9 protein-coding genes and 1 pseudogene are annotated in these 15469 nt (G+C 67.8%); 8 read left to right on the forward strand and 2 right to left on the reverse strand.

The features are described from left to right. Window positions 1-43 precede the first annotated feature (43 nt). A complete protein-coding gene (gene pdxS / locus DR843_RS05355; protein ID WP_109684434.1) occupies window positions 44-934 on the forward strand; it encodes a pyridoxal 5'-phosphate synthase lyase subunit PdxS in 891 nt (296 codons plus the stop codon). Between the two features lie 4 nt (window positions 935-938). Here pdxS and DR843_RS05360 read toward each other — a convergent pair whose 3' ends face one another. Next, window positions 939-1712: a tyrosine-protein phosphatase gene (locus tag DR843_RS05360; RefSeq protein ID WP_245934005.1), complete on the reverse strand. Its 774-nt coding sequence runs from the start codon at window positions 1710-1712 to the stop codon at window positions 939-941. Window positions 1713-1792: 80 nt separating this feature from the next. Here DR843_RS05360 and DR843_RS05365 point away from each other — a divergent pair. The 3 genes and pseudogenes from DR843_RS05365 to pdxT all read left to right on the forward strand — a co-directional run bounded on the left by DR843_RS05365 (window position 1793) and on the right by pdxT (window position 5824). Continuing rightward, window positions 1793-3198: pseudogene (locus DR843_RS05365) on the forward strand (sigma 54-interacting transcriptional regulator). Next, on the forward strand, window positions 3198-5150 hold the full coding sequence (locus tag DR843_RS05370; protein WP_109684435.1) for a vWA domain-containing protein: 1953 nt from the start codon (window positions 3198-3200) through the stop codon (window positions 5148-5150). Before DR843_RS05365 ends, DR843_RS05370 begins: the two are co-directional and overlap by 1 nt. Window positions 5151-5224: 74 nt before the next feature. Continuing rightward, window positions 5225-5824 (forward strand): pyridoxal 5'-phosphate synthase glutaminase subunit PdxT, encoded by a 600-nt coding sequence (gene pdxT, locus DR843_RS05375; protein ID WP_109684436.1) that lies wholly within the window; start codon window positions 5225-5227, stop codon window positions 5822-5824. On the opposite strand, the gene DR843_RS05380 is transcribed toward pdxT, so the two are convergent. After that, window positions 5821-7179, reverse strand: coding sequence for an MFS transporter (locus DR843_RS05380; protein ID WP_109688606.1), 1359 nt, complete (start codon window positions 7177-7179; stop codon window positions 5821-5823). The genes pdxT and DR843_RS05380 overlap by 4 nt on opposite strands. 289 nt (window positions 7180-7468) lie before the next feature. On the opposite strand from DR843_RS05380, the gene nirB reads away from it, so the two are divergent. Genes nirB through DR843_RS05400 form a run of 4 tightly spaced genes read left to right on the forward strand, consistent with a single transcriptional unit; the run spans window position 7469 to window position 15430 of the window. Next, the gene (nirB, locus tag DR843_RS05385) at window positions 7469-10123 is read left to right on the forward strand and encodes a nitrite reductase large subunit NirB (RefSeq protein ID WP_109684437.1); all 2655 of its coding nucleotides are present in this window, start codon (window positions 7469-7471) and stop codon (window positions 10121-10123) included. After that, complete coding sequence (nirD, locus tag DR843_RS05390) at window positions 10120-10491, forward strand: nitrite reductase small subunit NirD (protein ID WP_245934006.1); 372 nt, start codon at window positions 10120-10122, stop codon at window positions 10489-10491. Before nirB ends, nirD begins: the two co-directional genes overlap by 4 nt. Continuing rightward, on the forward strand, window positions 10488-11609 hold the full coding sequence (locus DR843_RS05395) for a uroporphyrinogen-III synthase (protein WP_109684438.1): 1122 nt from the start codon (window positions 10488-10490) through the stop codon (window positions 11607-11609). The genes nirD and DR843_RS05395 overlap by 4 nt, the downstream gene beginning before the upstream one ends. Then, window positions 11606-15430 (forward strand): bifunctional nitrate reductase/sulfite reductase flavoprotein subunit alpha, encoded by a 3825-nt coding sequence (locus tag DR843_RS05400; RefSeq protein ID WP_109684439.1) that lies wholly within the window; start codon window positions 11606-11608, stop codon window positions 15428-15430. Before DR843_RS05395 ends, DR843_RS05400 begins: the two co-directional genes overlap by 4 nt. Window positions 15431-15469: the final 39 nt, after the last annotated feature.

A 15469-nucleotide genomic window follows, 5' to 3' on the forward strand; every position in this document is an offset into this window, starting at 1 on the left:
TCGGTGGCACGTAGCTGCCTGCAGCGGCCTCTAGCCTGATGGCATGACGAACGAGACGACGGGAACCGCGCGGGTCAAGCGCGGGATGGCCGAGATGTTGAAGGGCGGCGTCATCATGGACGTCGTCACGCCCGACCAGGCGAAGATCGCCGAGGACGCCGGTGCTGTCGCGGTGATGGCGCTCGAGCGGGTCCCCGCCGACATCCGCGCCCAGGGCGGCGTCTCACGGATGAGCGACCCGGACATGATCGACGGCATCATCTCCGCCGTGTCCATCCCGGTAATGGCCAAGGCCCGCATCGGTCACTTCGTCGAGGCACAGGTCTTGCAGAGCCTCGGGGTCGACTACATCGACGAGTCCGAGGTGCTGACCCCGGCCGACTACAGCAACCACATCGACAAGTGGGAGTTCACCGTCCCCTTCGTGTGCGGTGCGACCAATCTCGGTGAGGCGCTGCGCCGGATCACCGAGGGTGCGGCGATGATCCGCTCCAAGGGTGAGGCCGGCACCGGGGACGTGTCGAACGCGACCACCCACATGCGGCAGATCCGTCAGGAGATCCGGCGGTTGACCTCGCTGCCCGAGGATGAGCTATTCGTGGCCGCCAAGGAGCTGCAGGCGCCGTACGAACTGGTCAAGGAAGTGGCATCCCTCGGGACGCTTCCGGTTGTGCTCTTCACCGCCGGCGGCATCGCGACCCCCGCGGACGCGGCGATGATGATGCAGTTGGGCGCCGAGGGTGTCTTCGTCGGGTCCGGCATCTTCAAGAGCGGCAACCCCGCCGAGCGCGCCGAGGCGATTGTGAAGGCCACGACGTTCTACGACGACCCCGATGTGATCGCCAAGGTCTCCCGCGGCCTGGGTGAGGCGATGGTCGGCATCAACGTGGAGGAGATCCCGCAACCGCACCGCCTGGCCGAGCGCGGCTGGTAACGCGTTACCGGGTGAGCCGGTCGCGCAGCCGGTCGACCTCGTCCTGGGACCAACCCTGGTCGCGTAACCAACCGGCCGCGCCACCCCAACCGTCGGCCAGGGCGGTGAGGATCGCCAACGCCGAATCCGCGTGCGGCGTCTGGTCGGCCAAGGTCTGGGTCGCGAGGGCCTCGCCGTACGACGGGCGCTGGGACAACCGGGCCACGATCGCGGCGAGCCGCTCCTGGGTGAGAGCGTAGTCGGCGGCGATCTCGGTGTGCGGCACTCCCGCAACATCCAGCGCCATCGCCACGACGGTGCCGGTGCGGTCCTTGCCGGCTGCACAGTGCACCACGGTGGCTCCCGAGGCGTCAGCAATGGCCGACAGGGCCCCGGAGACCGAGTCCGGTCGATGTTCGAGATAACCCAGGTAGTTGCGTGCCCAGAAGTCGGCGTCGCGGACCCGGCGCGGCGTCGTGCCCAGGGCTCGCTGCGCCACGTCCTCGGTCGATTCGTCGCCCTTCTCCCGCAGCAACGAGTGGTGATGATGGGTCACCGTGCTGACCTCGCGCATCGGACCGGGCCCCTCGAGGTGCAGCTCGCGGTCGGCGCGCAGGTCCACGATGTCGGTGACGCCGAGGTCGTCGACCAGGCGTCGCACGTCTTGCGCGGTGAGGTCCTGCAGGTTGTCCGACCGGATCAACCGGCCGAACTGGGTGCGACCGCCGTTCGCCGTCGGCAGCCCGCCGACGTCGCGCATGTTGACCAGGCCGTCGAGATCGATCCATCGTCGTGTCACCTGTGAATCGTAGGCACGTGCGGAGGGTGCTTCCGGTAAGGGTGGTTCACGACAGCCCCGCACGGCGTAGCGTTCCTCGCGTGACAAGCACTGAGCGCACCGACCCGCCAGCCATCACCACGGTCGGACAGTTGCGGGCCAGCGGCCACGTTCACCGCACGGTGCGGGAGGAACTGCGCGCGAATCTGCTGGCGGCACTCGCCTCCGGCCAGGACCCGTGGCCCGGGATCCAGGGGTTCGACGACACCGTGCTGCCGCAGCTCGAACGCGCGTTGCTCGCCGGCCACGACGTCGTCCTCCTCGGCGAGCGGGGGCAAGGAAAGACCCGGCTCCTTCGGACGCTGCCGTTGTTGCTGGACGAGTGGACCCCGGTGATCGACGGTGCCGAACTGGGGAGCACCCCTACGACCCCATCACCACCGAATCGCGGCGCCGCGCAGCCGAACTCGGCGACGACCTACCCGTGGCGTGGCGGCACCGATCCGAGAGGTACGCGGAGAAGCTGGCTACCCCTGACACCTCCGTGGCCGACCTGGTGGGTGACGTCGATCCGATGAAGGTCGCCCAGGGCCGCAGCCTGGGTGACCCCGAAACCATCCACTTCGGCCTGATCCCACGGGCGCACCGCGGGATCGTCGCGATCAACGAGCTACCGGATCTGGCGGAACGGATCCAGGTCGCGATGCTGAACGTGATGGAAGAGAAGGACATCCAGATCCGCGGCTATCTGGTCCGGTTGCCGTTGGACGTGCTCGTCGTCGCGAGCGCCAACCCGGAGGACTACACCAACCGTGGGCGCATCATCACCCCGCTGAAGGACCGCTTCGGGGCGCAGGTGCGAACCCATTACCCACTGGACCTGGCCGGTGAGGCCGCGGTGATCGAGCAAGAAAGTGCGGTCGTGGCCGAGGTCCCCGCATCGGTGCTCGAAGTCATCGCCCGCTTCACCCGGGCCTTGCGGGAATCCTCCGCCATCGATCAACGCTCCGGTGTCTCAGCCCGATTCGCGATCGCCGCCGCCGAAACGGTGGCCGCCGGCGCGTTGCACCGAGCCACGGTCAGTGGCGAGGCAGCGGCGGTCGCGCGCGTCGTGGATCTACCGGATGTGCTGGATGTGCTCACCGGCAAGGTCGAGTTCGAATCCGGTCACGAAGGCCGGGAGCGACCGGTGCTGGAGCACCTGCTGCGCACCAGCATCGCGGACACCGTCCGGGGCACGCTGGCCGGAGTGGACCTCGCGATGCTGGTCGCGGCGATCGAGGATGGCGCCCAGATCGAGACCGGCCCGCGCACACCGGCGCAGGAGGTGCTGGCCCAACTACCCGCGATCGGCGAGTCGGATCTCTACGACCAGATCGAGCAGCGCTTCGAGGCGACATCGCCGGGGGAGCGGGCCAATGCGATGGAGTTCGCACTCGAGGGCCTCTATCTGGCGCGACGGATCGGCAAGGACGCCGACGAAACCGGCCACACGACGTACGGATGATGAGCAGTTCTCGCGGCGACAGCCGCTACCACCGCTACTCCGGCGGTCCGGACCCGTTGGCGCCGCCGGTGGATCTGGCCGAGGCCCTCGATGCCGTCAGCGAAAGCGTCATGGCCGGGTACTCGGCGGACCGGGCGTTGCGCGAGTTCCTGCGCCAGGGTCCGCAGGGGCGCCGGGGCCTGGACGATCTGGCGGCGCAGGCGATGCGCAGGCGCCAGGACCTGCTGGAACGCAGCAACCTCGGGGGCACCTTCGATCAGATCCGCCAGCTCCTGGATGAGGCGGTGCTGGCCGAGCGGCAACAACTTGCGCGCGATCTTGACGATGACGCCCGGTTCGCCGAGATGCGGATCGAGAACCTTCCGCCGTCACCGGCGGCCGCCGTGACCGAACTCGGCGACTACCAGTGGCGCAGTTCGGATGCGCGGGAGAAGTTCGAGCAGATCAAGGACCTGCTGGGCCGGGAGATGCTCGACCAGCGCTTCGCCGGGATGAAGCAAGCCCTGCAGAATGCCACCGATGAGGACCGCCAAGAGGTCAGTGAGATGCTCTCCGACCTCAACGACCTGCTCGATAAGCACGCCCGCGGTGCGGACACTCCGGCGGACTTCGATGAATTCATGGCCAAACACGGCCAGCACTTCCCCGAAGCGCCGCGCAACATCGAGGAACTGCTCGATTCGCTGGCCCAGCGCGCCGCGGCCGCCCAACGGCTGCGCAACTCGCTGACCCCGGAGCAACGCGCCGAACTCGATGAGTTGGCGGCCTCGGCGTTCGGCTCGCCGCAGCTGATGTCACAACTGTCGCAACTCGATTCGCTGTTGCAGGAGCTTCGTCCGGACGCCGGCTGGGGTGGTTCGGAGGCGATGGACGGCGAGCAGGGCCTGGGCCTGGGGGACGGCACGGGGGTGCTGCAGGAAGTCGCTGCGCTCGACCAACTGGCCGAGCAACTCTCCCAGTCCTACGCCGGGTCGCAGATGGCCGACCTGGACCTGGATGCGTTGACCCGGTTGCTCGGGCCGGAAGCGGCCGACGCCGCACGGCACCTGCAAGACCTGGACGCCGGGATGCGCCAGCGGGACATGCTGCACAAGGACGCCGACGGGGACCTTCGATTGTCCCCGCGCGCGATGCGCGAACTGGGTAAGACGCTGCTGCGCGACATCACGCGATCTCTGTCCGGTCGGGACGGGTCGCGGCAGGCGATGCGCGCCGGTCTGGCCGGAGAAGCGACCGGGGCGAGCAAGCAGTGGGCCTTCGGCGACACCGAGCCCTGGGACGTATCCCGCACGATGACCAATGCGGCGCTGCGGCGGGCCGTGGACGGTGGCCCGGTGCTGGTGATGGACGACGTCGAGGTGCAGGAGACCCAGGAACGCACCCACGCAGCGGTCGCGCTCCTGGTCGACACGTCGTTCTCGATGGCGATGGATGGGCGTTGGCTGCCGATGAAGCGCACCGCGGTCGCGCTGCACCACCTGATCCAGACCCGCTTCCGCGGTGATCAACTGGACCTGATCGCGTTCGCCCGGCGGGCCGAGCGGATGCCGATCGAAACCCTGACTTCCCTTGCGCCGGAATGGGATAAGGGCACCAATCTGCATCACGCCCTGCTGCTGGCGCAGGAGTTCTTCCGCAAGCACCCGGCCGCCCAACCGGTCCTGCTGATCGTCACCGACGGCGAGCCCACCGCCCACATCGAACCCGATGGTGAGGTCGCCTTCGCCTACCCGCCGCACCCGTTGACCGTCGCCTACAGCGTGCGGGAGTTGGACGCGGTGACCCGCCTTGGTGCGCGTACGACGATCTACCGCCTCGGCGAGGACCCGTCCCTCGAGCGCTTCCTGAACCAACTCGCGGACCGGGTCGGTGGCACGGTGGTCGCGCCCGAACTGGACGACCTGGGTGTCGCGGTCGTCGACGGCTACCTGTCGAACCGGGCACGGCGCTGACGGTCCGGTCGGATCGCTTCTCGTTTGCCGGGACCCGCAGGCTTCGTGGGCCGCGTCCGGCCTATTGTCGGCGCATGACCGTCATCGGGGTGCTCGCGTTGCAGGGCGACGTGCGAGAGCACCAGAGTGCCCTCGAGGGCGCCGGCGCCCAAGCCCCTGCGGTACGTCGACCGGCGGAGTTGGCGGTTCTCGACGGGTTGGTCATCCCCGGGGGTGAGTCGACGACCATCGACAAACTCATCACAACCTTCGAACTGCGAGAACCGTTGCGGCAGAGACTTGCCGACGGGATGCCGGTGTACGGCTCGTGTGCCGGGATGATCCTGCTGGCGAGCACCATCCTGGACGGTCGCCCCGACCAGGAACCGCTGGCCGCGATCGACATGACGGTCCGGCGCAACGCCTTCGGCCGCCAGGTCGACTCCTTCGAAGCCGACCTGGCGGTGGCCGGGGTCGATGGTGACCCGATTCGGGCCGTCTTCATTCGAGCGCCGTGGGTGGAGTCCGTTGGCGACGGCGTCGAGGTCCTGGCCAGCGTGACCGGACCGGACGGCGGGACTCATCCGGTCGCCGTACGTCAAGGCAACGCACTGGCGACCTCGTTCCACCCGGAGGTCACCGGTGACCACCGGGTGCACGCGTTGTTCGCCGAGATGGTGCGCGCGGCCGGTTAGATCCGCTCGGGCGCCATGACCGACCCACGCCGGGCGTAGACCACCCAGGTGAGCGCCATGAGAAGCAGATAGACGACGGTCAGGTTGATCAGACCCTGGTGCACCCCGAAGATCGCGAAGTTGCGGGGGATCAGGAACGACCCCAGCGCACCCACGGCTCCGGCGATGCCGATGGTGCCTGCAGCCGTGCGCCTGGCGCGATCCCGGCTGGCGTCGTCGTGCTCGCCGACGTGATAGACCGCCGGGATCATCCGGTAGACGCTGCCGTTGCCGATCCCCGACGCTGCGAACAGCACGAGGAAGAGCAGCAGGAACACCGCGAAGGGCACCTTGCCCAGGCTGGCGACAAGCGCGATCGAACCCGCGGCCATCACCGCGAACGCGCCGATGGTGATCCAGCGGCCACCGAAGCGATCCGCGAGCATGCCGCCGACGGGCCGGACCAGTGCGCCGACCACGGCACCGATGAAGACGATCTGCAACGGGATGTGCGGGTACAGGTCGGAGGTCAGTTTGGGGAAGGTGAAGGACAGTCCGAGGAAGGAGCCGAAGGTGCCCAGGTAGATCAACGACAGAATCCAGTTGTGCCGATAACGGGCGGCCATCGCGAAGGTGACCAGGTCCGCGTGCGCGCTGGCGAGGTTGTTCATGGTCAGGTAGGCCAAGACGGCTGCCACGATGACCAACGGGATCCAGATCAATCCGGCCCGGTACAGGGCGATGCCGGCCGTGGCGGCGCTGCCCGCACCGATCACAAAGGGCACCACGAGCACCACGATCCCCGAGCCGATGTTGCCGCCCGCCGCGTTGATGCCCAACGCCCGACCACGTTCGCGTTGTGGGTAGAAGAAGGAGATGTTGACCATTGAGGAGGCGAAGTTGCCGCCACCCAGTCCGGCCAGACTGGCCACCGTGAGCAGGACGCCATAGGGGGTGTCCGGGTGCTGCACGACCCAGGTCAGCGCGCTCAGCGGGATCAAGAGCAGCAACGCGGAAATGACGGTCCAGTTCCGGCCACCGAAGATCGGCGGCATGAAGGTGTAGAGAATCCGCAGGGCAGCACCCAGCAGACCGGGTAGCGCGATGAGCCAGTAGAGCTGGTTGTTGGTCAGGTCGAAGCCAGCCGCACCGAGTTTGGGCACGACGATGCTCCAGATGCCGAGGGTGACAAAGCCGAGGAACTCGGCGAACACCGAGCCGATCAGATTGCGGCGAGCGATGCCTCGGCCGACCGACTCCCATTGAGCGGTGTTCTCCGGGTCCCAGCCGTCGATCCAGCGACCGGGACGAAGGGTCAGTCCGGCGAGGTCTGGGTCTTCCGATGTGTCCTGCACAGGTGGCGATGTGGTGGTCATCATGGTCCTCCCTGAGATGGGCTGCGCGGGCAAGGGGTGAAAGTAGTTGCAGCGCAGGGTGATACAAAGATCCGGCGACGTTGCTCGGAAGCTGATGACGGTGAAACTAGAAGCCGCTGGTTTCGCCGGCCGACCCGCGCAGTAACCGGCGCGCAACGTTCTGCTCACCGATGCTCAGCGGGCGTTGTGAAACCTCACACCCGGTCCGGCAGCGCTGTGAGGCGAACTTCTCATCACCGTTACGTGCAGGCGCATCAGGGCGAAACACGACGACGACACCGTTGATGGCATGGAACGCAAGAAGCTGATCGTCGTCGGCGCCGGGATGGTTGCTCGCCGGGCCGTGGAAGCACTGGTCGAACGCGGCGCCACCGATGAGTTCGACATCGAGGTCTTCGGTGAGGAGTCCCGCCCGCCGTATGACCGCGTAGCGCTGACGTCGTTCTTCACGCACTACGACCCCGACGCGCTGCTGCTGGGCGACCAGGACCTGTGGTCCCAGCCCGGCGTGCGACTGCGCCGCAATCTGCAGGTCACGCAGATCGACCGGGTAGGGAAGTGTGTGACGGCCAACGGGGTTCGTCACCCGTACGACACGTTAGTGCTGGCGACCGGCTCCTACGCCACTAAACCGCCCATCCCGGGTAACGACCTGACCGGTTGCTTCGTCTACCGCACCGTGGACGACGTTGCCGAGTTGCGCGCGTTCGTCCGCGAACGCGGTACGTCGCTGCGCCGCGACGTACGCGGGTTGGTCGTGGGCGGCGGGTTGCTGGGCCTGGAGGCCGCCGGGGCGCTGCGGGAACTGGGCGCCGAATGCACCGTCGTGGAGTTCGCCGATCGGCTGATGCCGCTGCAGGTCGACGCGGCCGGCGGCGCTGCTCTGCGACGGCTCATCGAGCAACTCGGTGTCGAGGTCCGCACCGGCACGGCGTCGAGCGCGATCACCGCGAACCGGCACGGCCAGGTCTCCGGCGTCACCTTCGCCGACGGCGAGCGGCTGGGAGTCGACGTGGTGGTCTTCGCGACCGGCGTACGACCACGAGACGAACTGGCCCGCGAGAGCGGCCTGGAAGTGCACCCCCGCGGTGGCGTCATGGCCGACGAGGCCTGTCGCACCAGTGACGAGAACATCTACGCCATCGGTGAGGTCGCATGCATCGCCGACCGCGTGTGGGGCCTGGTCGGCCCCGGCTACACGATGGCCGAGGTGACCACGGATCGCATCCTGGGCGGCCACGCCACCTTCACCGGGGCGGACCTGTCGACCAAGTTGAAGCTGATGGGCGTGGACGTCGCCAGTTTCGGAGACGCGTTCGGCGCAACCGGTGGCAGCCTGGAGGTGGCGTACGCCGATCCGGTGGCCGGGGTCTACAAGAAATTGGTCATGAGCGATGACGCCCGCACCCTGCTCGGCGGCATCCTGGTCGGCGACGCCACGGCGTACACCTCGTTGCGCCCGATGGTCGGCGCCGAACTGGGCGCGGACCCCTCGACGTGGCTGCTACCCGAAGGTGCCGCGCCGGCCCCCTCGGCCACCCTGCCGGACGAGGCGATCGTCTGCTCGTGCAACAACGTGTCGGCGGGGACCATCCGGTGCGCCGTGTCCGAGGGTGGCTGCACGGACCTCGGCGCAGTCAAGGGATGCACCAAGGCAGGCACCAGCTGTGGCTCGTGCGTGCCGCTGGTGAAGAAGCTGGTGGACGCCGAGTTGACCGCTGCCGGCGTCCAGGTCAGTAACGCCCTGTGCGAGCACTTCGACGTCAGTCGTGCCGAGCTCTTCGAGATCGTCCAACTCAGTGGTATCTCGACGTTCAGCGAGTTGCTCGCCCGACACGGCCGAGGAAATGGCTGCGACATCTGCCGACCCGTCGCGGCCTCGATCCTGGCCGGTCGGCCCGGTGCGCACGTCCTGGATGAGGCCACCTCCGCGCTGCAGGACACCAACGATCACGTGATGGCGAATCTGCAGAAGGACGGCACGTATTCGGTGGTGCCACGGATCCCGGGCGGAGAGATCACCCCGGAGGGTTTGATCGTCATCGGCCAGATCGCCAAGGACTTCGACCTCTATACCAAGATCACCGGCGGCCAGCGGATCGATCTCTTCGGGGCCCGGATCGAGCAGTTGCCGGTGATCTGGCAGCGGCTGATCGACGCCGGATTCGAGTCCGGACACGCCTACGGCAAAAGTCTGCGAACGGTGAAATCCTGTGTGGGACAGTCGTGGTGCCGGTACGGCGTCCAGGACTCGGTCAGCATGGCGATCCTGCTGGAACTGCGTTACCGGGGTCTGCGCTCGCCGCACAAGATCAAGCTCGGCGTCTCCGGTTGTGCTCGCGAATGCGCCGAGGCGCGGGGCAAGGATGTCGGCGTCATTGCCACCGAGAAGGGCTGGAACCTCTACGTCGGCGGCAACGGCGGCTTCACCCCACGACACGCCCAACTGTTCGCCGAGGACCTGGACGACGACCAGTTGATCCAAGCCATCGACCGGTTCCTGTTGTACTACGTGCGCACGGCGGACCGCCTCCAGCGCACCGCGCCCTGGATTGAATCCATCGAAGGTGGACTGGCGCACGTGCAGGACGTGGTGCTACGGGACTCCTTGGGGATCGGTGCGGATCTGGACGCGGCCATGGCGACCCACGTCGCTGCGTACCGCGACGAATGGGCGCAGGCGCTGGCCGATCCGGCCAAGCTGAGCCGCTTCACCTCGTTCGTCAATGCACCTCAGACGCCCGACCCGGATCTGGCGTACGTGCCCGAGCGGGGGCAGCGACGCCCCGCGGAGCCGGTGCTGATCGCGAACCCGACGATCCCGGTACGCCGATCCGAACCGTTCGTGGGCGACCCACCGAGCCGCGAATCCGGGCAGAATGACTCAACATCAGCACGTCGCAACGGCGCGACTCTCGCACGTGACCGGGAGGAGCGATCGTGACCGCACTGGAAACCCCGACAGCATCCAACACCGCGATCTGGACCCAGGTGTGCTCCGTCGACGATCTGTGGATCGACCGAGGATCGGCTGCACTGGTCGGGACGCAGCAGATCGCGTTGTTCCGATGTAGCGACGGCGAAATCTACGCGGTCGGGCACCGGGATCCGTTCACCGGGGCCAACGTGATGGCCCGCGGTTTGGTCGGCAGCAGGGGCGGGGTACCCACCGTGGCTTCCCCGCTGCACAAACAGACATTCGATCTACGCACCGGTGAATGCCTCGACGATCCGTCGAACTCACTTCGGGTGTGGCCGGTGCAGATCCGGGACGGTCGTGTCTGGGTGCTGGCCACCTCCAGCGCCGGATGAACGCCCACCCGCCAGTCCTCGCCGGCACCCGGATTCTCGTGACGGCCCAACGGCGTTCAGCCGACTTGGCCAGCGCGTTACAACGTCGGGGTGCCCGGGTCGAGGTCGCGCCCGCGCTGGGAGTCGAGTCGCACATCGACGAGCCCTCTCTCATCGCGCGCAGCCGGACATTGATCAAGAACCCCGCGGACATCGTGGTGGTCACCACCGGCGTGGGCTTCACCAGTTGGTTGGAGACGGCGGAGGCGGCGGGCCTGCTGCCGGGGCTTGAGGCGTCGTTACGAAAGGCACGGATCGTGGCTCGCGGTCCTAAGGCGCGAGGGGCTATCCAGGCTGCCGGTCTGACCCCGGACTGGGTAGCCGAATCCGAGACCTCGGCGGAGTTGGGGGAGTTCCTGGTCGCTGAGGGTGTCGATGAGCAACGCATCTTCATCCAGCAGCACGGCGCCGGCGACGACGGCCTCACGGCTGCTCTCACCGAAGCAGGCGCAACGGTGACCACCCTGGTCATCTACCGCTGGGGTCCGTCGCCGGACCCGGAGGGTCTGCGTCGCTCGATCCTGGAAACCGCTGCAGGACAGTTCGATTGCGTTACCTTCACCTCGGCTCCGGCGGCGGCGGCGTGGATCGCCGAAGCACGGGCCAACAACGTCCTGGACGACATCCAAGCCCTCGTGGCGGCCGACCGATTGCTGGTCGCGACGGTCGGCCCGATCACGGCGGCACCGTTGGTGACGGCGAAACTCGCTCCGCTGGTGCCGGATCGAGGTCGCCTCGGGGCGCTGATCCGCGCTGTGGTCCTCTTCTACAGCGATGAGGACCACGCCACCGAGGTGGTCGATGGTCAGTTGCGCGTGCGAGCGTCGGCGGCCACGCTCGACCACGTCGTCCTGCCCATCTCTCCCAGCGGGTTGGAGGTACTGCGGCTGCTGGCCGCCCGGCCCGGCGCGGTGGTCGCCCGCGAAGACCTGCTGGAGGTGTTGCCCGGTGACTCGGCCGATCCGCACGCCGCTGAAGTAGCCGTCGCGCGGCTACGGGAGAGCCTTGGCAACTTGCGGGTCGTGAAAACCGTGGTCAAGCGTGGGTACCGCCTTGATGTGGTGCAGGAGTCGGGATGAGCGTGCCGGACCGGACCGCGATACCCAGCGTCTGCGGCTATTGCGGCGTCGGCTGCGGACTCACCGTGAGCCAGAAGGACGGCAAGCGGTCCTTGGCCGGCCGACCCGATCACCCCGCCAACGCCGGACGTCTGTGCACCAAAGGCACCACGACACTGGACCTGCTCAGCAGCGGCGGCCGGATGGCCACGGCGACGCAGCGGCTGACGCGGGACGTTGACCGAGAATCTGTCGGCCTTGAGCAGGCCTTGGACGCGGCCGCCACGGGTCTGCGAGCAGCGATCGAGGCGCACGGCCCCGACGCCGTCGCAATCTATGTCTCCGGTCAGATGTCTCTCGAATCCCAATACCTTGCAACGAAATTGGCCAAGGGCTTCATGCGGACCACCAACCTGGAGTCGAACTCCCGGTTGTGCATGGCCAGCGCCGGCACCGGTTACAAACAGTCGCTGGGCGCCGATGGCCCGCCTGGTTCCTACGACGACTTCGACCACGCCGATCTGTTCCTGGTCATCGGCTCCAACATGGCCGACGCCCACCCGATCCTCTTCCTACGGATGATGCAACGCGTCGCCGCGGGTGCGCGGCTGATCGTTGTCGACCCGCGACGTACCCGCACCGCTGAGGCAGCCACCCTGCACCTGCAGATCGAGCCGGGCACCGACCTGGCCCTGCTCAACGGGCTGCTGCGCCTACTGGTGGATGCAGACGCGATCGATCAGAGGTTCATCGACGAGCACACGACCGGTTGGTCAGAAGTGCTGGACCTACTGGGCGACTTCTCGGTCGACAGGGTCGCGGAACTCACCGGTCTGGCGGCCGATGATCTGCGCACCGCGGCCCGCTGGATCGCCGAATCCGCCGACTGGATGACCTGCTGGACGATGGGCCTGAACCAATCGACGCACGGCACGTGGAGCACCAACCTGATCTGCAACCTGCATCTGGCGACCGGGGCGATCCTGCGGCGCGGTAGCGGGCCGTTCTCCCTGACCGGGCAGCCGAACGCCATGGGCGGCCGGGAGATGGGCTACATGGGTCCAGGCTTGCCCGGGCAACGCACGGTGCTGGACGCGGCCGATCGGGAGTACTGCGAGCAGCAATGGGGACTGGCGCCGGGTGCCCTCCGCAGCGACGTCGGTCGCGGCACCATCGAGATGTTCCGGGACATGGCCGACGGCAGGATCAAAGCGGCCTGGGTGATCTGCACGAACCCGGTCCACTCGGTCGCCAATCGCACGACGGTGATCGAAGCGTTGGAGCGCTGCGAGCTGGTGATCGTGCAAGACGCCTACGAGCGCAACGAGACGATTTCGTACGCCGACCTCACCCTGCCGGCGTCGCTGTGGGCTGAGTCCGAGGGAGTGCTGGTCAACTCCGAACGCACCCTCAATCTGGCCCAACCGTTCGCGGTTGCTCCCGGTGACGCGCGCCCCGACTGGTGGCTGATCGCCCAGGTGGCGCAGCGGATGGGCTACCCCGGTTTCGACTTCTCCAGCGCTGAGGAGATATTTGACGAACTGCGGCAATTCCACAATCCCGCAACGGGATACGACATCCGAGGTATCACCTACGACCGCCTGCGCGAGCAACCGGTCCAGTGGCCCAACCCGCCCGAAGACACCGAGCCGCGGCACCCGATCCGCTACCTGAACGACGGTCGCAGCCAGCGCGTGCTGCGTCGCGCGGACGGCTCGGTCTTAGCGATCGCCTTTCCGCGTCCCGACGGACGGGCGGCCTTCCTGGCGCGCCCGCATCTGCCGCCGGCGGAACTGCCCGACGACGAGTTCCCGATGGTGCTCAACACCGGTCGCCTGGCCCACCAATGGCACACGATGACCAAGACGGGCCGGGTCTCGACCCTCAACCGGCTGAACCCGGCGCCGTTCGTGGAGATCCACCCCAGCGATGCCGCCCGGCTGCAGCTGGCCGACGGATCACCGGTCCGCCTCACGACCCGGCGTGGGGAGGCGGTGCTCCCGGCGTTGAGCAGCGACCGGGTCCGGGAAGGGTCTTGCTTCGTCCCGATGCATTGGGCCGACGAATATGGTCCGTTGCTCGCCGTGAACGCACTGACCAACGACGCCACGGACCCGATGTCGCTCCAGCCGGAGTTCAAGGTGTGCAGTGTGCGGCTCGAACCGTCCCTGGTCCCATGTGCCATCGCCACTGCGACGCCGGCGGCAGTCGCGGCACCGGTGGACAAGGGCGCGGTCCAGATCGCATGGGCCTCCCAGACCGGCACTGTCGAGGAGTATGTGCCCGACCTGGTGCAGCAGTTGGCCGATTGCGGGGTCCGGGCAGTGCCGGTCAACATGGCTGCGTTGACGACCGCTCACCTCGCCGGCACCGTGCTGTTCGTCACCAGTACGACCGGTGATGGCGAACCTCCCGACGACGCAAAGGAATTCGTGGAGTTCCTACGTGGTGCCGACCGGCACGCGCTGGGGACCTTGCAGTACGCCGTGTTGGCCTTCGGCGATCCTGCCTACCGGTCGTTCTGCGGCTTCGGACGCGCCCTCGACGACCGGCTGGCTGAGGTCGGCGGGACGCGGTTGAGGGTGCGAGGGGAGTGTCCGCCGGACTTCGACGCGACCGCCGCGGCCTGGGTGGGCGAGGTCGTGGCGGCGCTGCGAGCAACCGGGCGCGTGCCGCACCGGGCGCCGGTGAGCACCCGCGAGCTGGCAAGCGAAGCGGGAGCCAGCCGGCCGGCGTACGGGAGAAAGAACCCACTGGCGACCACGCTGCTGGCCAATCACACTCTGGGACAGGAGGGTTCAGCCAAGGAGGTACGGCGGGTGGCCTTCGAGCTGCCCGCCGGCACCTTGAGCTACGAGGCGGGTGACGCCCTGGCGGTGCTGCCGCGCAACGATCCGGCGTACGTCGAGGAGTTCCTGACCGTTTGCGGTCTGAGCGGCGATGAGCACGTGACGATCGGCGGCACCGGACTGTTGCTGGGCGACGCGCTGGCCTCGCGGCTGGAGATCTGTTCGATCACACCGCAGGTGGTTGCCTTCGTCGCCGAGCGGCGCGGCGACGAGGACCTGGCCGCCGTGAGCCGGCTGGACAGCGCCGCGTTCACGCGGTGGCGATGGGGTCGGCAACTGGTCGACCTCTTGCACGAACATCCGGTGCGCGCCACCGGAGCGGAGTGGCTGGCGGTACTCGACGCACTGACCGCGCGGCAGTACTCGATCTCCTCCAGCGCCCAGGAGGATCCGCGGCGGGTGGAGATCACCTGCTCGGTGGTGCGCTTCCAGGCGGCCAGGTCGCGACGCGGCGGCGTCTGCTCAACGTTCCTTGCGGATCGAGCCAGCGAGGCGGTGAGCATCTTCGTGCAGCGACAACGACACTTCCGACCACCGTCCGATCGGTCCGCGCCCGCGATCATGATCGGCCCGGGCACCGGCGTGGCACCGTTCCGCGGTTTCCTGCGCGAACGTCGCGCCGCGGGCCATGACGGGCGCAACTGGTTGCTCTTCGGGGAGCAGCACGAAACGACCGACTTCTACTACCGCGACGAGTGGCGCGAGTTACTCGCGGACGGCACGCTGAGCCGGTTGGACACAGCGTTCTCACGCGACACCGATCGCAAGGTCTACGTGCAGGACCGGATCCGTCAGCACGGCGAAACGATGTGGCAATGGCTGGAGCAGGGCGCGCACGTCTACATCTGCGGCGACAAATCCCGGATGGCTCCGGACGTCGAGGCGGCGCTGCGCTCGGTGGCGGTCACGCACGGTCGGATGGGCGAAGCACAGGCACACGACTGGTTGCGCGAGCTGTCCGCGCAGCGCCGGTACGCGCGCGACGTCTACTGAGTGCTGGCTCGGGCCCCGTCGCCGCTCCCTTTAGACTGA

The organism is Branchiibius hedensis (assembly GCF_900108585.1).
Taxonomy (GTDB): domain Bacteria; phylum Actinomycetota; class Actinomycetes; order Actinomycetales; family Dermatophilaceae; genus Branchiibius; species Branchiibius hedensis.

Coding starts and splice junctions, on each gene's coding strand:
- pdxT (WP_109684436.1), top strand. CDS start 5,225: ATGACCGTCATCGGGGTGCTCGCGTTGCAGGGCGACGTGCGAGAGCAC.
- pdxS (WP_109684434.1), top strand. CDS start 44: ATGACGAACGAGACGACGGGAACCGCGCGGGTCAAGCGCGGGATGGCC.
- nirB (WP_109684437.1), top strand. CDS start 7,469: ATGGAACGCAAGAAGCTGATCGTCGTCGGCGCCGGGATGGTTGCTCGC.
- DR843_RS05395 (WP_109684438.1), top strand. CDS start 10,488: ATGAACGCCCACCCGCCAGTCCTCGCCGGCACCCGGATTCTCGTGACG.
- DR843_RS05400 (WP_109684439.1), top strand. CDS start 11,606: ATGAGCGTGCCGGACCGGACCGCGATACCCAGCGTCTGCGGCTATTGC.
- DR843_RS05370 (WP_109684435.1), top strand. CDS start 3,198: ATGAGCAGTTCTCGCGGCGACAGCCGCTACCACCGCTACTCCGGCGGT.
- DR843_RS05380 (WP_109688606.1), bottom strand. CDS start 7,179: ATGACCACCACATCGCCACCTGTGCAGGACACATCGGAAGACCCAGAC.